21 protein-coding genes and 1 other RNA gene are annotated in these 21,020 nt (G+C 67.4%); 9 read left to right on the forward strand and 13 right to left on the reverse strand.

Annotated features, from left to right (window positions below):
- Nucleotides 1–34: 34 nt before the first annotated feature.
- From dnaJ to hrcA, 4 genes are all read right to left on the reverse strand, one after another.
- Entirely contained in the window at nucleotides 35–1,162 is a 1,128-nt protein-coding gene (dnaJ, locus tag DCO49_RS10055; RefSeq protein WP_116863917.1) for a molecular chaperone DnaJ, read from the reverse strand.
- A gap of 154 nt (nucleotides 1,163–1,316) precedes the next feature.
- Entirely contained in the window at nucleotides 1,317–3,239 is a 1,923-nt protein-coding gene (gene dnaK / locus DCO49_RS10060; RefSeq protein WP_116863918.1) for a molecular chaperone DnaK, read from the reverse strand.
- Between the two features lie 185 nt (nucleotides 3,240–3,424).
- Complete coding sequence (gene grpE / locus DCO49_RS10065; protein WP_116863919.1) at nucleotides 3,425–3,940, reverse strand: nucleotide exchange factor GrpE; 516 nt, start codon at nucleotides 3,938–3,940, stop codon at nucleotides 3,425–3,427.
- Nucleotides 3,941–4,003: 63 nt separating this feature from the next.
- A complete protein-coding gene (gene hrcA, locus DCO49_RS10070; protein ID WP_116863920.1) occupies nucleotides 4,004–5,068 on the reverse strand; it encodes a heat-inducible transcriptional repressor HrcA in 1,065 nt (354 codons plus the stop codon).
- 114 nt (nucleotides 5,069–5,182) lie between these two features.
- Here hrcA and recN point away from each other — a divergent pair, with 114 nt between their 5' ends.
- Nucleotides 5,183–6,859 (forward strand): DNA repair protein RecN, encoded by a 1,677-nt coding sequence (gene recN, locus DCO49_RS10075; protein WP_116863921.1) that lies wholly within the window; start codon nucleotides 5,183–5,185, stop codon nucleotides 6,857–6,859.
- 113 nt (nucleotides 6,860–6,972) lie between these two features.
- On the opposite strand, the gene DCO49_RS10080 is transcribed toward recN, so the two are convergent.
- Nucleotides 6,973–7,890 (reverse strand): LysR family transcriptional regulator, encoded by a 918-nt coding sequence (locus DCO49_RS10080; protein ID WP_116863922.1) that lies wholly within the window; start codon nucleotides 7,888–7,890, stop codon nucleotides 6,973–6,975.
- A gap of 97 nt (nucleotides 7,891–7,987) precedes the next feature.
- On the opposite strand from DCO49_RS10080, the gene DCO49_RS10085 reads away from it, so the two are divergent.
- Nucleotides 7,988–9,250, forward strand: a complete 1,263-nt coding sequence (locus tag DCO49_RS10085; protein WP_116863923.1) for an SGNH/GDSL hydrolase family protein — start codon at nucleotides 7,988–7,990, stop codon at nucleotides 9,248–9,250.
- A 65-nt stretch (nucleotides 9,251–9,315) separates the two neighbouring features.
- Here the strand turns inward: DCO49_RS10085 and fur are convergent, their stop codons facing one another.
- On the reverse strand, nucleotides 9,316–9,723 hold the full coding sequence (fur, locus tag DCO49_RS10090) for a ferric iron uptake transcriptional regulator (protein ID WP_005409235.1): 408 nt from the start codon (nucleotides 9,721–9,723) through the stop codon (nucleotides 9,316–9,318).
- A 103-nt stretch (nucleotides 9,724–9,826) separates the two neighbouring features.
- On the opposite strand from fur, the gene bamE reads away from it, so the two are divergent.
- Complete coding sequence (gene bamE / locus DCO49_RS10095) at nucleotides 9,827–10,216, forward strand: outer membrane protein assembly factor BamE (RefSeq protein ID WP_116863924.1); 390 nt, start codon at nucleotides 9,827–9,829, stop codon at nucleotides 10,214–10,216.
- A 36-nt stretch (nucleotides 10,217–10,252) separates the two neighbouring features.
- Here bamE and DCO49_RS10100 read toward each other — a convergent pair whose 3' ends face one another.
- Both DCO49_RS10100 and DCO49_RS10105 read right to left on the reverse strand, forming a co-directional pair.
- Nucleotides 10,253–10,510, reverse strand: coding sequence for an RnfH family protein (locus DCO49_RS10100; protein WP_116863925.1), 258 nt, complete (start codon nucleotides 10,508–10,510; stop codon nucleotides 10,253–10,255).
- Nucleotides 10,511–10,513: 3 nt separating this feature from the next.
- Nucleotides 10,514–10,939, reverse strand: a complete 426-nt coding sequence (locus DCO49_RS10105; protein ID WP_108759463.1) for a type II toxin-antitoxin system RatA family toxin — start codon at nucleotides 10,937–10,939, stop codon at nucleotides 10,514–10,516.
- 57 nt (nucleotides 10,940–10,996) lie between these two features.
- Between DCO49_RS10105 and smpB the strand changes: the two genes are divergently transcribed.
- Entirely contained in the window at nucleotides 10,997–11,500 is a 504-nt protein-coding gene (gene smpB / locus DCO49_RS10110) for an SsrA-binding protein SmpB (protein WP_079221548.1), read from the forward strand.
- Between the two features lie 115 nt (nucleotides 11,501–11,615).
- Here smpB and DCO49_RS10115 read toward each other — a convergent pair whose 3' ends face one another.
- Nucleotides 11,616–12,188 (reverse strand): hypothetical protein, encoded by a 573-nt coding sequence (locus DCO49_RS10115; RefSeq protein ID WP_079221547.1) that lies wholly within the window; start codon nucleotides 12,186–12,188, stop codon nucleotides 11,616–11,618.
- Nucleotides 12,189–12,298: 110 nt separating this feature from the next.
- Complete coding sequence (locus DCO49_RS10120; RefSeq protein WP_133249418.1) at nucleotides 12,299–13,327, reverse strand: hypothetical protein; 1,029 nt, start codon at nucleotides 13,325–13,327, stop codon at nucleotides 12,299–12,301.
- Between the two features lie 242 nt (nucleotides 13,328–13,569).
- Between DCO49_RS10120 and ssrA the strand changes: the two genes are divergently transcribed.
- The 3 genes from ssrA to DCO49_RS10135 all read left to right on the forward strand — a co-directional run bounded on the left by ssrA (nucleotide 13,570) and on the right by DCO49_RS10135 (nucleotide 14,912).
- Nucleotides 13,570–13,962, forward strand: a transfer-messenger RNA (tmRNA) gene (gene ssrA, locus DCO49_RS10125).
- Between the two features lie 137 nt (nucleotides 13,963–14,099).
- Entirely contained in the window at nucleotides 14,100–14,351 is a 252-nt protein-coding gene (locus DCO49_RS10130; RefSeq protein WP_165835711.1) for an NINE protein, read from the forward strand.
- Nucleotides 14,352–14,441: 90 nt separating this feature from the next.
- Nucleotides 14,442–14,912, forward strand: coding sequence for a hypothetical protein (locus DCO49_RS10135; protein ID WP_116863927.1), 471 nt, complete (start codon nucleotides 14,442–14,444; stop codon nucleotides 14,910–14,912).
- A 16-nt stretch (nucleotides 14,913–14,928) separates the two neighbouring features.
- On the opposite strand, the gene DCO49_RS10140 is transcribed toward DCO49_RS10135, so the two are convergent.
- A complete protein-coding gene (locus tag DCO49_RS10140) occupies nucleotides 14,929–15,384 on the reverse strand; it encodes an isoprenylcysteine carboxylmethyltransferase family protein (protein WP_116863939.1) in 456 nt (151 codons plus the stop codon).
- A gap of 121 nt (nucleotides 15,385–15,505) precedes the next feature.
- On the opposite strand from DCO49_RS10140, the gene DCO49_RS10145 reads away from it, so the two are divergent.
- Entirely contained in the window at nucleotides 15,506–17,515 is a 2,010-nt protein-coding gene (locus tag DCO49_RS10145) for an alpha/beta fold hydrolase (RefSeq protein ID WP_116863928.1), read from the forward strand.
- 20 nt (nucleotides 17,516–17,535) lie between these two features.
- Here the strand turns inward: DCO49_RS10145 and DCO49_RS10150 are convergent, their stop codons facing one another.
- Complete coding sequence (locus DCO49_RS10150; protein ID WP_243402706.1) at nucleotides 17,536–19,644, reverse strand: TonB-dependent receptor; 2,109 nt, start codon at nucleotides 19,642–19,644, stop codon at nucleotides 17,536–17,538.
- 206 nt (nucleotides 19,645–19,850) lie between these two features.
- Here DCO49_RS10150 and DCO49_RS10155 point away from each other — a divergent pair, with 206 nt between their 5' ends.
- A complete protein-coding gene (locus DCO49_RS10155; protein WP_116863929.1) occupies nucleotides 19,851–20,708 on the forward strand; it encodes an endonuclease/exonuclease/phosphatase family protein in 858 nt (285 codons plus the stop codon).
- 16 nt (nucleotides 20,709–20,724) lie between these two features.
- Here the strand turns inward: DCO49_RS10155 and DCO49_RS10160 are convergent, their stop codons facing one another.
- Nucleotides 20,725–20,988, reverse strand: coding sequence for a hypothetical protein (locus DCO49_RS10160; protein ID WP_116863930.1), 264 nt, complete (start codon nucleotides 20,986–20,988; stop codon nucleotides 20,725–20,727).
- Nucleotides 20,989–21,020: the final 32 nt, after the last annotated feature.

The raw sequence follows: 21,020 nt of genomic DNA on the forward strand, positions 1-21,020 counted from the left end.
CCGGCGCTACCGTTGTACGTTTCCGTTCAAGAACTCAGGACGTCATGCGGTCCCAGAAGCCCTTCACGCCATCGATGAACGTGGCCGACTTCGGCGAGTGCTTGCGCGCCTCCTCGCCGTTGAAGGTCGCTTCGAACTGCTCCAGCAGCCTGCGCTGGTCCGCAGTGAGATTGACCGGGGTTTCCACCACCACGCGGCAGTAGAGGTCGCCTTCGCTGCGGCTGCGCACCGAACGCACGCCCTTGCCGCGCAGGCGGAACAGCTTGCCGGTCTGGGTCTCGGCCGGAATGCGGATTTCCGCTTCGCCGCCGAGGGTGGCCACGCGCACGGTGTCGCCAAGTGCGGCCTGCGAGATGCGGATCGGCACTTCGCAGTGCAGGTCGTCGCCGTCGCGCTGGAAGATGTGGTGCTCGCGCACGCGCACTTCCACGTACAGGTCGCCCGGCGGCGTACCGGCCGGGCCGGCCTCGCCTTCGCCCTGCAGGCGGATGCGGTCGCCGGTATCAACGCCGGCCGGCACCTTCACCGACAGCACCTTGTCTTCCTCGATGCGGCCGTTGCCGTGGCAGGTCTTGCAGGGCTTGGCGATGATCTGGCCACGGCCGTTGCAGTTGTGGCAGGCCTGCTGCATCGCGAAGATGCCGCGCTGGATGCGCACCTGGCCGCGGCCATGGCAGACGTTGCAGGTCTCGACCTTGCCGTCTTCGGAGCCACTGCCATCGCAGTCGCCGCACTCGGCCAGGGTCGGGATCTCGATCCGGCGCTCGACGCCGCGCACGGCCTCTTCCAGATCCAGTTCCATCACGTAGCCGATGTCGGCACCGCGACGGGCCTGGCGCTGACCGCCACCGCCGCCACCAAAAATGTTGCCGAAGATATCGCCGAAGATATCGTTCATGTCCGGGCCGCCCGGACCGCCGCCACCGCCCATGCCGTGCTCGAACGCGGCGTGGCCGTGGGCATCGTACATGCGGCGCTTGTTGTCGTCGGACAGCGTTTCGTAGGCTTCCTTGCACTCCTTGAAGGAGGCTTCGGCCGCCGCATCACCCGGGTTGCGGTCCGGGTGGAACTTCATCGCGCAGCGACGGTAGGCCTTCTTCAGCTCTTCGTCGGTGGCGGTGCGGGCAACACCCAGCACTTCGTAGTAATCGCGCTTGCTCATATCTTGGATCGCATTCCGGAAAGTCGGGATTCGTCAAAGCGGAAGAGCGGAACAAGGTCCGCTCTTGCGTCGGGCGCCCCGACACGCCGGTGGGCGGTCAGGACCCTGGTACGACAACGGGACGCTGGCAGCCAGCGTCCCGTGTCGGTCCGGATCAGGACTTCTTGTCGTCCTTGACTTCGGTGAACTCGGCGTCCACCACGTCATCCTGCGCCTTGCCTGCGTTGCCGGCGTCGGCACCCGGGGCACCGCCCTGGTCGGCCGAAGCGGCGGCGAACAGCGCCTGGCCGGCTTCTTCCAGGACCTTCGACTTGGCTTCGATCTGTGCCTTGTCGTCGCCCTTCATCGCGGTTTCCAGGTCGGCCAGTGCCGCCTCGACCTTGCCGATGACATCGCCGCCGACCTTGCTGCCGTGCTCGGTGATGGCGCTGCGGGTGCCGTGGATCAGGGCATCGGCCTGGTTGCGGGCCTGCACCAGTTCCTGGAACTTCTTGTCCTCTTCGCGGTTGGCTTCCGCGTCGGCGACCATGCGTGCGATTTCTTCCTCGGACAGACCCGAACCGGCCTTGATCTCGACCTTCTGTTCCTTGTTGGTCTTCTTGTCCTTGGCCGACACGTGCAGGATGCCGTTGGCGTCGATGTCGAAGGACACTTCCACCTGCGGCAGGCCGCGCGGCGCCGGCTCGATGCCGGACAGGTCGAACTTGGCCAGCGACTTGTTGAAGCGGGCCTGTTCGCGCTCACCCTGCAGCACGTGCACGGTCACGGCCGACTGGTTGTCCTCGGCGGTGGAGAACACCTGCGAGGCCTTGGTCGGGATGGTGGTGTTCTTCTCGATGATCTTGGTGAACACGCCACCCATGGTCTCGATGCCCAGCGACAGCGGGGTCACGTCCAGCAGCAGCACGTCCTTGACGTCGCCGCCCAGCACGCCGCCCTGGATCGCCGCACCCAGTGCCACGGCTTCGTCCGGGTTGACGTCCTTGCGCGGTTCCTTGCCGAAGAACTCGGTCACCGCCTGCTGCACCTTCGGCATGCGGGTCTGGCCACCGACCAGGATCACTTCGCTGATGTCGCTCGAACGCAGGCCGGCATCGTTCAGGGCGACGCGGCACGGCTCGATCGACTTGCGGATCAGCTCGTCGACCAGCGATTCCAGCTTGGCGCGGGTCAGCTTGATGTTCAGGTGCTTCGGACCCGAGGCGTCAGCGGTGACGTACGGCAGGTTCACTTCGGTCTGCTGGGCGCTGGACAGCTCGATCTTGGCGCGCTCGGCGGCGTCCTTCAGGCGCTGCAGGGCCAGCGGATCCTTGCGCAGGTCGATGCCCTGGTCCTTGTTGAACTCTTCAACCAGGTACTCGATGACGCGGTTGTCGAAATCTTCGCCACCCAGGAAGGTGTCGCCGTTGGTGGCCAGCACTTCGAACTGCTTCTCGCCGTCGACGTTGGCGATCTCGATCACCGAGACGTCGAAGGTGCCGCCGCCCAGGTCGTACACCACGATCTTGCGATCCTTGTTGTCGCCCTTGTCCAGGCCATAGGCCAGCGCGGCCGCGGTCGGCTCGTTGATGATGCGCTTGACGTCCAGGCCGGCGATGCGGCCGGCGTCCTTGGTCGCCTGGCGCTGGCTGTCGTTGAAGTAGGCCGGCACGGTGATGACCGCTTCGGTGACCTTCTCACCGAGGAAGTCCTCGGCGGTCTTCTTCATCTTTTCCAGCACCTTGGCCGAGATTTCCTGCGGCGCCATCTTCTTGGCATCGCTGGTCGACACCCAGGCGTCGCCATTGTCATGGGCCAGGATGCTGTACGGGACGTGGGCGATGTCCTTCTGCACTTCGGCGTCGGTGAACTTGCGGCCGATCAGGCGCTTCACCGCGTAGAAGGTGTTCCTGGGGTTGGTCACGGCCTGGCGCTTGGCCGAGGCGCCGACCAGGACTTCGCCGTCCTTGGTGTAGGCGACGATCGACGGGGTGGTGCGATCGCCTTCCGAATTCTCGATGACGCGGGCCTTGCCGCCGTCCATGATCGCCACGCACGAGTTGGTGGTGCCGAGGTCGATACCAATGATCTTGCCCATGGGGGAGACTCCTGAAGAATGCTTGTTGGTGTCAGTCCGGCCGGTCGGCCGGTGGATGAATGGGATGTGGGGGAGGCTCGTGGAACATTCAAGCCATCACCCGAACGCTGTGTTCAACCGTTCAAAGTGCGCCGGGTCTGGCCAGGCGCTACCTGACGGCGAAGGGCCGTTGCCGGCCCGACGCGTCAATCGGCGGCCACGACCACCAGCGCCGGCCGCAGCAGGCGCTCGTTGAGCAGGTAGCCCTTCTGGAACACGGTCACCACGCTGCCGGGGGCGGCGCCGGGGGCCGGCACCTGGCTGATGGCCTGGTGGTGTTCCGGGTTGAACGCCTGGCCGGTCGGGTCCAGCAGGACCAGGCCGTTGTCGGCGGCGACCTTCAGCAGCTGCTTGTAGGTCATTTCCAGCCCCTCGCGCAGCGGGTTGGCATCGTCGCCGGCGGCCTTCAGGCCGGCATCCAGGCTGTCAAACACCGGCAGCAGCTCGCCCAGCAGCTTCTCGTTGGCGAACTTGCGGGCCTGCTCGATGTCGCGGGCAACGCGCTTGCGCTGGTTCTCCAGGTCGGCGCGCTCACGCAGCGCATCGGCCTTGACCTGCTCGACCTCGGCGCGCAGGCGCTCCAGTTCGTCATGGGTGTCTGCAGCAGCGGCCGCATCGGCGGCGCTCTGCTGGGATTCGATATCTGGATGTTCTTGGTTCATGTCTGGGTCCCTGGCGGTCACTCTCCGCCTCCACCCACCCTAGTGTGGGCGGGATGCTGCGTTTCAAGCGTCTGCCGGCCCCGGACCGCGTCCCGGGGGCGAAAAGGCCGCCCCGAGCACGTCCGCGGTGGCCTGGACCAGCGGAATCACCCGGTCGTAGGCCATCCGTTTGGGCCCGATCACCCCCAGCACACCCAGCACCTGGCCGTTGGCGGTATAGGGCGCGGTGACCAGCGAGATCCCCTGCAGCGGCATCATCCCGGTCTCTTCACCGATGAAGATGCGCACGCCCGGGGCCTGGATGGTCCGCTCCAGCAGCTGCAGGATCTCGCGCTTGCTGGAGAAAAGCTCGAACAGCTCGCGCAGGCGCTCCAGGTCGGACAGGTCCTGCACCCCCATCAACCGGGTCTGCCCGGCCACCAGCATGTCGTCGGCCGGCGGCTGCAGGGCCTGCTCGGCCAGTTCGATGCTGTGCGCCAGCAGCTGCTCCAGCTCGGACCGGGCGTCGCGCAGCTCCAGCAGCAGGCGGGTCCGGATCTTGGCCAGCGGCAGGCCGGCGAAATGCGCATTGAGGTAGTTGGCCACCTGTTCCAGCTGGCCCGGCTCGAAGGCCTGCCGGGTCTCGATGACCCGGTTCTGCACCTCGTTGTCGGCAAACACCAGGATCGCCAGCACCCGGCGCCCGTCCAGCGCCACGAAATCGATCTGTCGGAAGGCGAACTGCTCGCGCCGCGGCGCGCTGACCACGCCGACGAAGTGGCTCATCGCCGACAGCAGCTCCGAGGCACTGCCGAGCAGGGCCTGGGTGCTGCCGCCACCGGCCAGCTCATGGCGCAGGCGGGCCAGTTCGCCCTCGCCCGGCGGCTGCATCTGCAGCAGGCTGTCGACGAACACCCGGTAGCCATGCGCGGTCGGGATGCGCCCGGCCGAGGTATGCGGCGAGGCCAGCAGGCCCAGGTCCTCCAGGTCGCCCAGGATGTTGCGGATGGTGGCCGGGCTGACCTCCAGGCCCGCCACGCGCGCCAGTGTCTGCGAGCCGACCGGCTCACCGTCCTGGATGTAACGCGCGATCAGCGTGCGCAGCAGATGGCGCGCACGCGGGGCAAGCTGGTCAGCGGAACCGTGCATGGAATCAACCTGTGAGACACGGACACTAGATAATGGCGGTGCGTCGCCTTGGCAAGTCATTGGACCACCCCGCCGCGCGTGCTAGCGTTGCGCGGCTCAGACACCCCTGTACCCATGCTCAGACATCTTTCGATCAAGGATTTTGCTGTCGTCCGCGCCACCGAGCTGGAGTTCGGGCCGGGCATGACCGTCGTTTCCGGCGAAACCGGTGCCGGCAAGTCGCTGATGGTCGACGCGCTCGGCTTCCTGTCCGGCCTGCGCGCCGACAGCGGCGTGGTCCGCCACGGCGCCGCCCGTGCCGAGCTGTCGGCCGAGTTCGCCCTGGACCAGCTGCAGGCCGCGCGCCAGTGGCTGGCCGACAACGAGCTGGACGACGAGGACCAGTGCCAGCTGCGCCGGGTGATCCGCGCCGATGGCGGCTCGCGCTCGTGGATCAACGGCCGCCCGGTGACCCTGGCGCAGCTGGCCGATCTGGCGGGGCGGCTGGTGGAAATCCATGGCCAGCACGAGCAGCAGGCCCTGCTGACGCGCCCGTCGCAGCTGGCCCTGCTGGATGCCTATGCCCGCAACGAGGACGTGCGCCGCCAGGTGCGCCGCGCCGCTGCGGCCTGGCAGACCCTGGTCGATGAGTCGCTGGCCCTGTCGCAACAGGGCGACGTTTCCGACCGCATCGGCTTCCTTGAACACCAGCTGCGCGAGCTGGACCGCGAGGACCTTGAGCCCGAGTCGATTGTCGCGCTGGGCGCCAGCCACCGCCGCCAGGCCCATGCCAGCGCCCTGCTGAGCGCCTGCCAGGCGGCCAGCAACCAGCTCAACGGCGACGACGGCAGCTCCGCGATGGATCTGCTGCAGCAGGTGCGCCACGACCTGTCGCGCCTGATCGAGCACGACCCGCGCCTGGGCGAAGTGGACGGCCTGATCGAGAACGCCTCGATCCAGCTGCACGAAGCCTTGTCGCTGCTGGACCGCGTGCACGACGACCTGGATGCCGACCCGGAGCAGTTTGAGGAGAACGAGCGCCGCCTCGGCCGCCTGCACGACCTGGCGCGCAAGCACCGCGTGCCGATGGACGAGCTGGGCGCGCAGCGCGAACGCATGCATGCCGAAGTGGAGCAGCTGCGCGGCGCCGACGAGCGCCTGCAGCGCCTGGCCGGCGAGATCGCGAAGGCCGCGGCCGCCTGGCGCGTGCAGGCCGAGGTGCTCACCGCCTGCCGCCGCAAGGCTGCTGCCGAGCTGTCGGCCACGACCACCGGCATCATCGCCGAGCTGGGCATGGGCGGCGGCCAGTTCCTGATCGAGCTGGAAGCGCAGGACAGCGGCAAGCCGGACCCGCAGGGCGCCGAGCGCGTCGAGTTCCTGGTGGCGGCCAACGCCGGCCAGCCGCCGCGGGCGCTGCGCAAGGTCGCCTCAGGCGGTGAACTGTCACGTATCTCGCTGGCCATCGAAGTGGCCGCGCTGGACCTGGATGCGGTGCCGACCATGGTGTTCGACGAAGTCGACTCGGGCATCGGCGGCGCGGTGGCCGACATCGTCGGCCAGAAGCTGCGTGCTCTGGGCGAGAAGCGCCAGGTGCTGTGTGTCACCCACCTGCCGCAGGTCGCCTCCAAGGGCCATGCCCATTACCGGGTCAGCAAGGCCCCGGTGGAAGGCATGACCCAGAGCGCGGTGGAGAAGCTGGACACCAAGGCGCGCGAGGAAGAACTGGCACGCATGCTGGGTGGCGTGGAAGTGAGCAAGGAAGCACGCGCCGCCGCCCGCAAGCTGCTGGTCGCGTCCAGCTCGCTGGACTGACCGCATTGAGCCGAGCATGGGCTCGGCTCTACGACGTGCGCCCGGACGAAACCGATATGTAGAGCCGAGACCACGCTCGGTTCGCGCGCTTGCGCGCGCGTCCGCGCGCGGGTTTACACCAGCGGCCGCGCCAGATCCACGTGCTGCACCAGGAAGTCGAGGAACGCCCGCACGCGCAGCGGCAGGTAACCGCCCTGCCCCAGGAACACCGCGTGCACCTCTTCCAGGTCGCCCGGGTTGGCCTCCTCCAGCACCGGCAGCAGGCGCCCCGCGGCAATGTCAGCCTGCACCTGGAACGCCGCCAGCCGCGCCATACCCAGCCCACCCAGCACCAGCTGGCGCAACGCATCGCCATTGCTGGCACGGGCATTGCCGCTGGGCAGCACCCTCCGCTCGCGTCCGTCCTGCAGCAGCGGCCAGCCCTGCATCGCCCGCGCATGGCCTATATCCAGCCGGTTGTGCGCCTGCAGCCCCTCGGCGGTCTGCGGCAGGCCATGGCGCTGCGCATAGGCCGGCGCCGCGACGATCATCATCCGGGTCGAGCCCAGCCGCCGCGCCACCAGGCTGGAGCTCTTCAGCGGTCCCGCACGCACGGCCACGTCGGTGCGCTGCTCCAGCAGGTCGATCACCTCGTCGTTCAGGGTCAGGTCCACGCCCACCTGCGGGTTCTGCTGCAGGAACGCGGGCAGCAGCGGCAGCAGGAAGTGCTGGCCGAACGGCACGTTGGAATTGACCCGCAGCCGCCCGCGCGGCTCGGCGTGGGCGCTGGCGCAGCGCTCGGCCTCCTCCAGGTCGGCCAGCACGCGCAGGCCGCGCTCGTAGAACGCGCAGCCTTCCGGGGTCAGCTGCAGCTGACGGGTGGAACGCTGCAGCAGGCGCGTGCCCAGCCGCTGCTCCAATCGCGCCATCAGCTTGCTGACCGCCGAGGGCGTCATGTCCAGCGAGCGCGCGGCAGCGGAGAAGCCGCCGGTCTCGATCACCCGCACGAACACTTCCAGTTCGCCGGATCGGTTGATGTCGGGTCGTGCCATGTCAGTGAATTCAGTTCACAGATGATTATCCATCCGCAGTCTAGTTCACAGATGGATCCGGAATCACCATGACGCTCCCTCCTGCCGCGATTGCCTGATGAGCCGCCTTCGCCCTCTTGCCGCCACCGCCCTGATCGCCCTGTTCGGCACCGCCGGCGCTGAACCTCCCAGCCCCAGCCACTGGGTCGCCAGCTGGCAGGCCAGCCCGCAACCGGTGTGGGGGCCGGACTTCCTGTTCCCGACACTGCTGCCCGCGCAGCTGGACAACCAGACCTTCCGCCAAACCGCGCGGCTCAGCCTGGGCGGGTCGCGCCTGCGGGTGCGGCTGAGCAACGCCCACGGCACGCAGCCGCTGCAGATCGATGCGGCCAGCGTGGCGGCAGAGGCCTGTTCGCCGCCGCTGGCGCTGCGTTTCGATGGTCAGCCGGGCGTGCGCATCGCGCCGGGCGAGCAGCGCCTGAGCGATCTGCTCGCACTGCCGACCCGCAACCTGCAGCAGGTGCAGGTCAGCACCTACCTGGTCGGGCCGACCCCGGTGCAGACCTTCCACTGGGACGGCCGGCAGACCAGCTGGATCGCGCCCGGAAACCAGAGCCCGGCGAGCACGCTGCACGACGCCCGCCCGACCACGGCGCGCGCGTTACTGGCAGGGATCGACGTCGAGGCGCCGGCCAGCGCGCGCAGCGTCGTGGTCATCGGCGACTCGATCACCGATGGCGCCACCGCCACCCTGGACCAGGACCAGCGCTGGACCGACCATCTGGCCGCCCGTCTGGCCCCGCGTGGCGTGGCCCTGGTCAATGCCGGCATTTCCGGCGGCCGCCTGCTGCGCGATGGCATGGGCGCAGCCGCCCTCGGCCGCTTCCAACGCGACGTGATCGACCAGCCCGGCGTGGCCAGCGTGATCGTGCTGATCGGCATCAACGACATCAGCTGGCCGGGCACGGCCTTCGCCCGAGACGAGCCCCGCCCGACGCTGGGCCAGCTGCAGGCCGGCTATCGGGCGCTGGCCCAGCAGGCCCGCCGCCACGGCCTGCGCATCCTCGGCGCGACCCTGCCGCCGTTCGCCGGCGCCCTGCCCGGCACGCCACTGGAGGACTACTACGACGCAGACAAGGACGCACTGCGCCGCCAGCTGAACGACTGGCTGCGCACGGACAGTCCCTTCGATGCGGTGGTCGACCTGGATGCGGCCCTGCGCGACCCGGCGGAACCGTCGCGGATGGCCGCTGACTTTGATTCCAGTGACCACCTGCACCCCGGCGATGCCGGCAACCAGGCCATGGCCGAGGCGGTGGACCTGGGGTTGCTGCTTGGAGATCAGGGGCCACAGCCCTTTTCCGCCAGAAAAGGGATCTGACCCCAGCAACGAAAAACCCCGGGCAGGCCCGGGGTCTTCGTGTATCCGCAACTGGCTGCGGCGCCTTACTTGCGCTTCTTGCGCACGTACAGCACCAGCGAGTGCTCTTCCAGCTCGTAGCCGTGGTCTGCGGCGATCTTGCGCTGCAGCTCCTCGATTTCGTGGCTTTCGAACTCGATGATCTTGCCGCTGTCCACGTCGACCATATGGTCGTGGTGGCCGCCGCGGTCCAGCTCGTAGACGGCCTGGCCGCCTTCGAAGTTGTGCTTCAGCACCAGACCGGCGGCCTCGAACTGGGTCAGCACCCGGTACACCGTGGCCAGGCCGATTTCATCGCCGTGTTCCAGCAGCTGGCGGTAGATGTCTTCGGCGGTCATGTGGTGCTGGGCATTGCGCTGCTCGAGCAGCGCCAGGATCCGCATCCGCGGATGGGTCACCTTCAGGCCGACTTTACGCAGGTCGTGGGTTTCCATAGGTCTCCGTTCATTGGCGATTTAGCGCCAGCTGCCTCGGATTGGGTCGCGGTGGCACGCCGGGAGTGTATCATCGGTTTGATTTCCCCAACCGCCAGTACCGATGCGCAATCTTCTGTTGGTCGCCGCCGTCGCCCTGTCCACCACCGGGTGCGGCATCATCTACAAGCAACCCATCTATCAGGGCAACCTGATCCGGGAAGATGCCGTGTCCAAGCTGCAGGTCGGGCAGAGCAAGCAGCAGGTGAACGCCCTGCTGGGCACCCCGTCCGTGCCGGACCCGTTCCACGCCCAGCGTTGGGACTACACCGCCAGCCAGCGGATCGACCGTCTCGGCCGTACCGAAGTGAAGAACTTCACCGTGTACTTCGAGAACGACGCCGTGACCCGTTGGGAAGGCGACTACTTCCCGGCCAACGACAAGGCGCTGGCCCAGCAGACGGTCCGCCAGTTCGGCCGCAACCTGGCCAAGGACAAGAAGAAGAGCCGCTGAGCCCTTCTGCCCGCCCTTCGGGGCAGGACCCTGGAATCAATCGCCGCGCGCGCGACGCCGGCGGTTTTCCTTGGGATCGGCCTGCAGAGGCCGCAGCAGCTCCACCCGATCGCCATCCAGGAGCGCCTGCTGCGGGCGTGCCAGCACGCCATGCACGGCGGCGGCCGGACAGTCGCCACTACCCTCCAGGGCGGCGGTGGCAATGGCCTCGGCCACGGTCGCGCCTTCCGGCAGCTGCAGCCGGCGTGACAGCACCTGCTGCGGCCAGGCCAGCACCACCTCGACCTCGATCATCGCTCAGCCCTCGTCGGCAACGCGGACGAAGTCGTTGACCATGCGGTCGGCCAGGCCCTGGAAACCGATCGCCAGTGCCGGCGCGAGCAGGCGGGATTTCGGCTCGAACTCCAGGGTCAGGGTGACCTTGCAGGCATCCTCGGCCAGGGCATGGAATTCCCAGCGGCCGTGCAGCTGCTTGAACGGGCCGTCGCGCAGCTGCATATCGATGCTGTGCGGGCGCTGCAGGGTGTTTTCGGTCTGGAACCAGGTGCTGAACGAACCCAGGCCCAGATCCAGGCGGGCGACCAGGCGGTCCTCGCCCTGTTCCAGGATGCGAGCGTCCGAGCACCAGCGGAAGCGGCGCGGATATGCCTGGACGTCGTTGACCAGGTCGAACATGCGCGCGGCCGAGTGTTCGACCAGGGCGCTGCGGCGGATAGTAGGCATAAAGACGGCGCGTTTCGGCAATCGACCGGGCGGGCCCGAATCGGAGACAATACGGAAATGAGCAAGAACAGCGGCAAGGATAAAGCAAAGAACGCGACGGCCAACAAAACCATCGCGTTGAACAAGCGTGCCCGCCACGAGTACCACATCGAGGAACGCTTCGAGGCAGGTCTGGCCCTGCAGGGCTGGGAGGTGAAGTCGATCCGCGCAGGGCGCGGCAACATCATTGACGCCTATGCCTACGTGAAGCAGGGCGAGATCTTCCTGATCGGCGCGCAGATCACCCCGTTGATCCAGGCCTCCACCCACGTGGTGGCCAACGACCGGCGCGAGCGCAAGCTGCTGCTGCACCGGAACGAGATCGACAAGCTGGTCGGCAAGGTCGAGCGCGATGGCTACACGATCGTGCCCACCGCAATGTACTGGAGCAAGAACAAGATCAAGCTGGAAGTGGCGCTGGCCAAGGGCAAGCAGACCCACGACAAGCGCGATGCCGCCAAGGACCGTGACTGGGCGATCGAGAAGCAGCGCGTGATGCGTCGCGGAAATCGCGACGCGTAACAGCGGTATATAGAGTCGAGCTATGCTCGACTGCGCTTTTTTGTAGAGCCGAGCCATGCTCGGCTTGGCGTTTGAAGCAGCCGAGCATGGCTCGGCTCTACAGAAAGCCGGGCGATCAGCCCGCCAGCATGCCCTGCCCGCGCATCCGCGGCGCCAGCGCGGCATGCATCACCGCCAGGTGCATCACCACCGCCAGCTCCGGCGCATGCCGGTCGTCGCCGGCCCGCCACTGCTTTGCCAGCTGGGCCGCATCGTCAGGCAACAGGGCCAACAGCTGCTGGTCATCCAGCGCATCGGCCTGGTGCTGCAGCTGCTGCGACAGCGCCCAGCTGCGGCGGACATGGGTCAGGATGCTCAACGACGCCAGGGTCAGCAGGGCAACGGCCGCCCCGTGCTCGAACCACAGCGCGATGACGTCCGGGCCCCACACCATCACCGCCAGCACGGCCAGGGCCAGCATGCGCCAGCCCGGCACCAGGGCCTGGTCGCGCCGCGGCCAGTACACCACCACCGCGCTGGCCACCAGGAACACCGCCGCCGTCGCCGGCAGCGCGGTCAGGCAGGCCGCAGTGACGATCGCGGCCAGCACCGCCCAGACCCAGCCGGGCGGCAGCGCGCGTCGGCGGTAGTCGGCGCCTACCGGCCCGATCAGCTGTCGCAGGCTGCGTTGTTGGATGGTGTCAGTCACCCGGGGTCTCCGTGTCGTTCCTGGCTCGGATGTTGGCCGCCAGTGTGTCGCAAAATCGTGCCAATGAAGTTAGCAATCCGCTATGACGGGCATGCGGCAATCCCACGGCTTCATTCGCAGACCGACGCCGCAGCCTGTGCCAGCGGGCCTTCACTCAGTACGGGCGCGGGCTGATCCGCCGGAAACGCGGCCGCGATCGCCTTCGCCGCGCGGTCGGCATGGGGCTGGACGTACCACGAAGACTGGCTCGAAAGCGTCATTCCACGCACCTCCCGCTCAAACCGGTACTGGCCCCAGTAGATCGCCAGCGGCTCCTCCAATGCATTCAACGGATTGGGCAGGGCCAGGGCCGCGGGGCACAACCGCGCGAACGCTGCCGCCAATGCCTCACGACCGGCCGCAGGCTGTCCAGCCGAAAGGAAGTGCGCGTACTCGTGCAGCACGATCGGCGCCCAGTCGTCCTCCACGCCCGGCGGCGAGAACAGCACGATGGAACCGCCGCGCAGCTTGGCCTGGGTGCGGTTGGTGTACGGCCACCACACAAAACGCACCTGGAAGACAGGCGCAGCCTCGGCGCCGTAGAACGTGCGCATGCGCGCGACGAACGCGGCTGTCTCAGGCGCCGCCAGTTCCCAGGTCAAGGCTTCCTGCTGCCGGGTGAAGCGTCCAGCCCCTGCCAGCAGCTCGCGGGCATGGGGCTCGAACCGCGCGTAGTAGCGCCGCAACAGCTCGCGGTCGCCAGGCGCCTGCGCAGCGATTGCTGCCTTGACGGCAGCCGCGAATGACGCGGCATTCTGAAAGTAGCCGGTGTAGGGGTCGCCGACGCGGGTGTCGCTGCCGGCAAACAGGCGCTCCGCATCTGGCCGTGCATTGTCATCATCCCGGGCCACGGGGGACGTGCGCTGGCGGAAGCGGGCGTACTCCTCCAGCGCTGCACGATCCTGCGCGTCCAGCCCGAAGCGGCGCTCCCAATCCTGCTTGTAGATCGCGCTGGTATAGCCCGGCAGCCAGTCAGGCAGGTTGTCGAGCAGGTTGAACAGATCGAAGGCCGCGTCGTAGCCCACGGTCACCAGAGGCGGCGCCTGTCGCGAAACGCCTTGCGGCTCGGCACGGGTCCATGGGGCCAGCAGCAACAGCACAGCAATGCACGTGAACTGCCCTGCCCACGACCTGACTGACATCCGATATCCGCCTGAAGTCTGAATGGAGTGATTCGAGCACGGCGAGCACGCAGTCACAACGTGTCCATTGGCAGGGTGCCCTCACTCGGCCGGAGGTCCGCCGAGCGTGACTGTTCAGCAAGATTGCCGTACCATTCGTCTCGTTAGGCGGGTTTCTGGGCAACCAGACACCTGAAAGCCTTGCAAGACTTGAAGAAACCGGGGGTGCATTGGTTTCGACGGGGGTTGTGAAGTCGCCTGGCGCATGCCGAGGGGGTAGCTGTCCTCGTAAATCCAGCTGCAAAACTCTAGTTGCCAACGACGACAACTACGCTCCGGTCGCTCTCGCAGCCTAAAAACTGCGGTGCGTGACCTTCTGCCGACTTAGGCGGAGCCTCGAAACTGCTTGTGTCCATGCTCGCAGCGTAGAGTCATTATCATGGAATCGCGCTGGGCGGCTGCCTGTCAGTCCGGCACTAGAACACAACAGGCTGGTTCCCGGGTGCGCTTTGCACACCGTGCTGCTCGGGGATGAGATTCAACGGTGAGCTAAGCATGTAGTGCTGGGGATGGAGTGCCTTCGGACGGCGGTTCAATTCCGCCCACCTCCACCATCTGTACCGCCCCTCGGGGCACGAAAAGCCGGACACTCCCGTCGATTGGGGTCCGGCTTTTTTGTTGCCTGTTCTACGGCTGCGGCGCCCCGATCGGCGCCACCCGCCCGATCCCGCCGCCGCTGCATGCGGCACCGGTGTATGCCGCCCCTCATGCACAACCGCAACCCGTTGCGCGCGCCCGCGTCGCCTACGTCCTGCTGGGCCTGTTCCTCGGCGGGCTGGGCATCCACAACTTCTACGCCGGCTACCACGGCCGTGCCGTGGCCCAGCTGGTCATCACGCTATTGCTGGGCTGGCTGTTCATCGGCCTGCTCATCACCGGCCTGTGGGCGTTGATCGAGATCATCACCGTCGATACCGACGCCGCCGGCGTGCGCATGGTCTGAGTTCCGCGCTGCGGCCCGTGCAATCTCCTGCGGGCTGGCCCACACTCGATCCGTGCCCGACCACGGCCCCCGATTCCAGAAGGACCTGCCATGAAACTCCAGATTACCGTCTTGCTGCTCACCCTGGCCACCAGCACCGCCCTCGCCGCGGCGCCGTCGGAGAAGGGCACTGCCGCCCTGGAAACCCTGCTGGCCTGCAAGGCCGGCTCGGATTTCACCCAGGCCCAGGCCGAGAAGGCACTGCAGGCCGCCGGCCTGACGCACCTGCGGGGCGGCGTGTTCGAGGCCCAGGGCGCCAAGGTCGCCCTGCTCGGCGGCAGCGTGGACAGCGCCAGCGTCGATATCGCCCCCAGCGGCAGCAGGAGCCTGCATGTCTATCTGAAGAACGTGGCCGCCGATCAGGTGGGCCGCCAGCTGTCGGTCACCACGGTCAATGAGGACGCGGAGACCGAAGCGCCGTCGTACATCCGCAAGGTGGACGCAAAGCACACCCTGCATGTTGGTGCCGCCGATGACTACGAGGGTTATTCGGCGTCGGTGACCTGCCAGATCGCAGGCTGAGCGCAGGCGCCCTGCCCTACAGCCAGCGCCGCACCGCGCGCCGGAAGGCGGCAAAGTCGGTGCCGAGCCGGGCAGACAGTAGCCGCTCCTCCGGCACGATCTGGAAGCGGGTGATCCAGCCGACGAACAGCGGCACCACCAGCAGGGCCGCCGCACTGCCCAGCCACAGCATTCCGCCCAGCAGCACCAGCACCTGCCCCAGGTACATCGGGTTGCGCGTGTGGCGGTAGATGCCGCCGGTCACCAGCGACGTGGCGGCGGCCGGGCGCAGCGGATTGACCGTGGTCCGCGCGCGGCGGAAGGCGAGCTTGGGCAGCAGGTTCAGGGCCAGGCCCAGCAGCATCACCAGCAGCGCCATCCAGCCCGGCACCGGCAGGGCGGGCCACGGCCAGGTACGGGCAAGCGCATAGCCCAACGCCGCGCACAGCAGCATCACCAGCGGCGGCGGAATCCGCGTTTCCAGCAGGTGCATGGTCATTCCCTGAAATGCCCTGCCGGCGATGGTGCCACAGTCCGTCCAGCGCGCGTTTAGCCACATGCTTCCGCGTTGACACCCCGGCGGCTAGAGTGGCGCCACCGCGCTGGAGGATCGCATGGCAACCACGGGCTTCGGCGTCATCCGCCACACGACCCTCATCATCACCGCGCTGCTCCTGCTGAGCGGCTGCGCCACGCTGCGCCAGTTCGGTCCCTCGGTGCAGGTGGCCTCGGTCACCCCGGGCCAGTACATCGCCCTCAAGCGCGGCGACATCCTCACCAGTGGCAAGCTGAGCGAGGCGACCACCGAGACACTGCGGGTGGCCGGCCTGGACGAGACCACCTGTGCCAAGCCCGGTCTGCCCTGCATCGAGGCGATGGAAGCGAGCATCGTGGTGCGCGAGGAGGACAAGCGCTCGACCCTGGCCGAACTGTGGCTGCAGCAGGCGATGGCGATGCCGGCGCCCAAGGCCAAGCGCGGCACCACGCCAGCGATGATCGTGGCCGATCCCGGCTTCCAGCCGCGGCTGGATGCATGGATGCAGGTGGCGCGGCAGGCGTACGCGTACCTGTTCTTCACCGAACGCACGGCCAACCAGCGCGGCTTTGAAGACCGCCAGACCCAGGTGCGCGACTACTACAACCTGGCCGCGCAGGAAGCGGCGGTGATGCTGTTCGACGCATATTCCAGCCAACAGGTGCGCAACAAGGATGGCCGCCTGCAACTGGGCCGCTGGACCTTCGTGCTCGCCCCCGCCGACACCGGCGTGGTGCAGGACACCCGCGAACCCATCGAGCTGGTGCCGGCCGCGTCGCTGTCCTTCACCGGCACCCTGCGCCGGGTGCAGCGGCGCGATGGCTTTGGCGCCGAGCTGGTGGCGGTGATGGCGGACCCGGCCAGCGATGGCCTGGCGGCGGCGCACGGCCACGGCAGAACAGCAGCGGATGACGCGGCTTCGGCCCAACGCTGGAGCGGCATGCCTTCGCCGTCGATAACGGTGCTGCTGCGGTTCTCCGGCGGCAACCTGTGGGAAGTCCTGCACGATGAAACGCCCACGGTGGAGATCCATGATCCCTACCAGATCGCGGCCGTTGAACTGCATGGGCAGAAGGTGCCATTGGCCGCCAACTTCACCGCCGGCTACGCACTGTGGCTGGCACGTTCCAATTTCAGCCGGCAGTCGCTGCGCAGCCTGTTTGGCAGCAAGGGCGGCATTGATCGGCCACATCTGTTCATGCTGCAGCCCTACGATCCGAAGCGGCGGGTACTGCTGATGATCCATGGCCTGGCCAGCAGCCCCGAGGCCTGGGTGAACGTGGCCAACGAGCTGATGCGCGACGACGAGATCCGCCGCGAGTTCCAGGTCTGGCAGTTCTATTACCCTACGAACATGCCCATCGCGCTCAGCCACGATGCGATCCGGCACACGCTGGATGATGTGATGCAGCACTACGATCCAACCGGGAAGGCGCAGGCGTCGCATGACATGGTGGTGGTCGCGCACAGCATGGGCGGGGTCATCTCGCGCCTGCTGGTGTCGTCGTCGGGCGACCATCTGGTGGATACCCTGCTGTCGACGGCAAAGATGAGCCCCCGACAGCGCGAACTGCTGCGAACCCGCGGCGCGCCATTGCTGACCTTCCAGCCCGAGCCGGAGATCTCGCGGGTCGTGTTCATCGCCACCCCGCACCGCGGCACGGACGTGGCCGGTACCCGCCTGGGTCGCTGGATCGGCCGGCTTGTGCGCCTGCCGTTGACCGTGCTGGAGGATGTGGCCGGGGTGGATGATGGCGGCAGCTTCGACGCCAAGGACGCCAAGCAGGGCTACCAGATGAACAGCATCCAGAACCTGGACAAGGACGATGCGTTCGTGAAGGCGGTGGCCGACCTGCCGATGTCACCACAGGTGCGCTACCACTCGATCATCGCCCGCGCCAACGCCGATGGTCCGCTGGACAAGACCGATGACGGATTGGTGCCGTACTGGAGCTCGCACCTGCCCAACGCGGTGTCGGAAAAGGTGATCGTGTCCGGGCACAGCGTGCAGGAAGCCACGCCGGCGATCGTCGAACTGCGGCGCATCCTGCATGAGGACATGCAGGCGCATGATGGCGGGCAGAAGTAATCCTGCCCGCGCGGCGCGCCTCAGAAATCCAGGCTGTAACCCAGCGTCACCGTCCGCCCACGCCCGGCGAAGTACCGCGCCGGTTCGATCAGCGCGCTCTGCGAGTAATAGGTGATGTACTGGCGGTCGAACAGGTTGGCGATGCCCAGGTTCACCTTGCCCTTGGCAAGCCTGTAGTCCACGCCCAGATCGAACAGCGCGTAGCCGCTGAATTCCTTGGCGGCCTCGTCGAAGTTGCGGCTGAAGGCGTACTGCCCCTGTACGAAGGTCGACAGCTCCGGCGTCCACTGCGCCGACCAGGTGGCGATGACGCGGTTCGGTGCGATGTTCAGGCCATCCAGGCGCGCGTCGAGTCGGCCGTCGGCGTTGCTGTCGTAGCGGCCACGGGTCCAGGCGTAGGACAGGCCCAGGCGGTGCGCATCATTCAGACGATAGCGCACGCTCGCATCCAGGCCTTCGATGGCGGTCTTTTCGCGGGCCAGCTGGAACGCGCCGTCGACTGCGATCACCCGCGTGCCGTACTCGGAGCGCGACTGGAACGCACTGGCCTCGGCTTCCCACGACGGCGAGCGGTAGCGCACGCCGATCTCGCTGTTGCGGGTCAGCAGCGGCTGCAACGAACGCAGCGATTCCACGTTGGTACCCGGCGCGTTGATCGAGCGCAGCACGCGGCCGACGTCGGGCATGCCGAACCCTTCGGAATAGCTGGCGAAGGTGTTGAAGCGCTCGGTCGGCGCGTACACCAGGCCGATGTTGCGCAGGTTCTGCTGGAACTTCAGCTTGCCGCCCTGCACCGCCACGCGGTTGTAGCGGTACAGCGTGGTGTAGCTGTCGATGCGCAGGTCGGCCTCTTCGCGGCGCCACCCGCCCTGCACGATCAGCTGCGGCAGCAGCTTGTAGTCGGCCTGCACGAAGCCGGCCACGCTGCTGTAGCGCGAATCGGGCACGTAGGTGCGGCCGGTGCCATACAGATCCTGCTTGCCACTGTCGCGCAGCGTGTCCACGCCGGCAGTGATCTTCAGCTCGCCGCCGAGCAGATCATCGCGGCCCAGGCTGGTCTTGGAGCCCCACTTCGAGGCGGTCGAGCGCGACTGGTCATACAGCGTCCCGACCGGTGCGATCAGCGGATCCTGGAAGGTGGACGAGTTGTCAGCGCCGAACAGGCCTTCGAATTCCTGGTTGAACACCATTGCCTTCAGTTCCATGCCCGCCAGGTCGTGGTGGGTGTAGCTGAGGCCGGTGGTCCAGGCATCGTTCCACGCCGGCGTGCCCGGCGGCGTGCCGCGCACCGACGTGGTGGCGATGCCCAGGTCGCGGTTGCCGGCCACAGGGACGTACTCGGCCTTGGACTTGATGCGGTAGCGGTTGCTGCTGAACTGCAGTTCCTGGTTGTCGTCGATCCAGTAGCCCAGCTTGGCGTGCAGGTCGTAGGCGCGGGTCGACATCAGGTCGCCCTGAGTGACGTCCACGCCGATCGGCGTGCCCTCGCCGTCCACCCACAGGCCCTGGTCTTCATAACCGGCGCCGAGCAGGTAATCCCACTTGCCTTTGCTGCCGCTGATGCGGTAATCGGCGCGGTAGCCGGCGGTTTCACCGCGCACCTCGGACGTCGGCAGCGTGGTCTGCACGCCCACGTGCTGGTTGACCGCACCCGGTTCCGGGCGCCGGGTGATGAGGTTGATGGTGCCGCCGGTGGCGCCCAGGCCGTTCATGGCGTTGGCGCCCTGGATGACTTCGATGCGCTCGACCAGCGCGTAATCAATCGTGTGTGCTTCGCGACCGGTCGGGCGCAGCGGGTTCGACTGCGGAATGCCATCGACCAGGATCAGCGGCGTGCGCCCGCGCAGGGTCTCGCCACTGCCGTTCATCTTGCCGCGGCTGGGCGTGTACGACGGCAGCAGGCTGGACAGCACATCGGACGAATTGCTGCTGAGGCGCAGCTGCTGCTCGATCTGTTCCTTGCCAATGATCACCACCGTCTGCGGCGCGGTGGCGGCGTCCTGGCCGGTACGCGAGGCGGTCACGATGACCTTGTCCAGCGTCTGCGCCTCGGGCGGGGCCTGCTCGGCGTGGGCATGGGCACAGACCAGCAACGAAATGGCGACCGTCAGCCGCGAATATCTCAGCACGTGAACTCCTCTTGGGGGGGAGGGCGTGGCGATATGGCTGGCCCGGAACAGGGGCGTATCTTTCCCGACGTGTCGCAATGCGTCAATTCCATGCGACGGGCCAAAGGGCACGCAGTGTTCACCAGCCGCCCATCCCGGCACACCTACGCCTCCCGTTCCATGGCATGCTCCGTGAAACCGTTTTCATGGAATGGAGGGATTCCACGATGTTGTCGCGTCTTCGCCGGCCCGCACTGTGCGCGCTGCTGGCTCTTGCTCTGCCTGCTGCTGCCTGGGCAGCCCAACCGCCCGCCCCGCTGAAGGTGATGTCCTTCAACGTGCGCACTCCCGCCGATACCGAACCCGGCAAGCGCTGGGACGACCGTCGCGATGTGATGGTCAAGGTCATCCTCGATGCGCACCCGGCCGTGGTCGGCACCCAGGAACTGGTGCAGGAACAGGCCACCTACCTGGCCGCGCACCTGCCCGGCTACCGCTGGTTCGGCGAAGGCCGCCGCGGTGGCGACGGCGATGAGCACATGGGCGTGTTCTACGACACCAAGGTGCTGGCCATCGAGGAGTCGGGCAACTTCTGGCTGTCCGACACGCCGGACGTGCCGGGCAGCATCACCTGGGGCAACCTGTACCCGCGCATGGTCACCTGGGCGCTGTTCCGCCGCCTGGACGATGGCCGTCGCTTCTACTTCATGGACACCCACCTGCCCTATCGCGACGAGGACGAGCCGCGCCGGATCAAGGGTGCCGAGCTGATCGCCAAGCGCGTGCAGACGCTCCCGGCCGACCTGCCGGTGGTGCTGACCGGTGATTTCAACACCGAGCCGGGCAGCGAGACCTACAAGGCATTCACCCGCGTGCTGCAGGACACCCGCACCCAGGTGAAGGCGCCGAAGGGCCCGCGCGAGACCTTCCATGATTTCACCGGCAAGGCCACCGTGCAGCTGGACTGGGTGCTGGTGCGTGGCTTCCATGCACGCAGCTTCACCACCGACGACCGTCGCATCGGCGGCGTGCTGCCGTCGGACCACTTCCCGCTGGTGGTCGAACTGGACTGGCCGAAGCCCTGAGCACATGCGGCCATCGCTAGGGCGGTGGCCGCCTTACCAGCAGGCGATACAGCGCCTGATGCTGGTCACGCGCCTGGCAGATGCGTGCGGCGATGGCCAGGAACAGGCCGATGCCGACCAGGCCGGGCGCCAGCAGCGAATCGGGCAGGCGCAGGAAGCCGATGGCCACTGCCAATGCGGCCAGCACCAGCAGCGCCACCACCGCTACGGACAGGCCTGCGCCAGGCAGGCCGGGATCGCCGAACAGCACCCGCTGCGTCGATCGCTTCTCGTCACTCATTGCCGCCGCTCCTTGGAACCTGCCCTATTACT

Source organism: Stenotrophomonas sp. SPM (genome assembly GCF_003105135.1).
Lineage (GTDB): Bacteria > Pseudomonadota > Gammaproteobacteria > Xanthomonadales > Xanthomonadaceae > Stenotrophomonas.

Excerpts from the sequence above, each read along its gene's own strand:
- dnaJ (WP_116863917.1), bottom strand. The coding sequence starts at position 1,162 with ATGAGCAAGCGCGATTACTACGAAGTGCTGGGTGTTGCCCGCACCGCC.
- dnaK (WP_116863918.1), bottom strand. The coding sequence starts at position 3,239 with ATGGGCAAGATCATTGGTATCGACCTCGGCACCACCAACTCGTGCGTG.
- grpE (WP_116863919.1), bottom strand. The coding sequence starts at position 3,940 with ATGAACCAAGAACATCCAGATATCGAATCCCAGCAGAGCGCCGCCGAT.
- hrcA (WP_116863920.1), bottom strand. The coding sequence starts at position 5,068 with ATGCACGGTTCCGCTGACCAGCTTGCCCCGCGTGCGCGCCATCTGCTG.
- recN (WP_116863921.1), top strand. The coding sequence starts at position 5,183 with ATGCTCAGACATCTTTCGATCAAGGATTTTGCTGTCGTCCGCGCCACC.
- DCO49_RS10080 (WP_116863922.1), bottom strand. The coding sequence starts at position 7,890 with ATGGCACGACCCGACATCAACCGATCCGGCGAACTGGAAGTGTTCGTG.
- DCO49_RS10085 (WP_116863923.1), top strand. The coding sequence starts at position 7,988 with ATGAGCCGCCTTCGCCCTCTTGCCGCCACCGCCCTGATCGCCCTGTTC.
- fur (WP_005409235.1), bottom strand. The coding sequence starts at position 9,723 with ATGGAAACCCACGACCTGCGTAAAGTCGGCCTGAAGGTGACCCATCCG.
- bamE (WP_116863924.1), top strand. The coding sequence starts at position 9,827 with ATGCGCAATCTTCTGTTGGTCGCCGCCGTCGCCCTGTCCACCACCGGG.
- DCO49_RS10100 (WP_116863925.1), bottom strand. The coding sequence starts at position 10,510 with ATGATCGAGGTCGAGGTGGTGCTGGCCTGGCCGCAGCAGGTGCTGTCA.
- DCO49_RS10105 (WP_108759463.1), bottom strand. The coding sequence starts at position 10,939 with ATGCCTACTATCCGCCGCAGCGCCCTGGTCGAACACTCGGCCGCGCGC.
- smpB (WP_079221548.1), top strand. The coding sequence starts at position 10,997 with ATGAGCAAGAACAGCGGCAAGGATAAAGCAAAGAACGCGACGGCCAAC.
- DCO49_RS10135 (WP_116863927.1), top strand. The coding sequence starts at position 14,442 with ATGAAACTCCAGATTACCGTCTTGCTGCTCACCCTGGCCACCAGCACC.
- DCO49_RS10140 (WP_116863939.1), bottom strand. The coding sequence starts at position 15,384 with ATGCACCTGCTGGAAACGCGGATTCCGCCGCCGCTGGTGATGCTGCTG.
- DCO49_RS10145 (WP_116863928.1), top strand. The coding sequence starts at position 15,506 with ATGGCAACCACGGGCTTCGGCGTCATCCGCCACACGACCCTCATCATC.
- DCO49_RS10155 (WP_116863929.1), top strand. The coding sequence starts at position 19,851 with ATGTTGTCGCGTCTTCGCCGGCCCGCACTGTGCGCGCTGCTGGCTCTT.
- DCO49_RS10160 (WP_116863930.1), bottom strand. The coding sequence starts at position 20,988 with ATGAGTGACGAGAAGCGATCGACGCAGCGGGTGCTGTTCGGCGATCCC.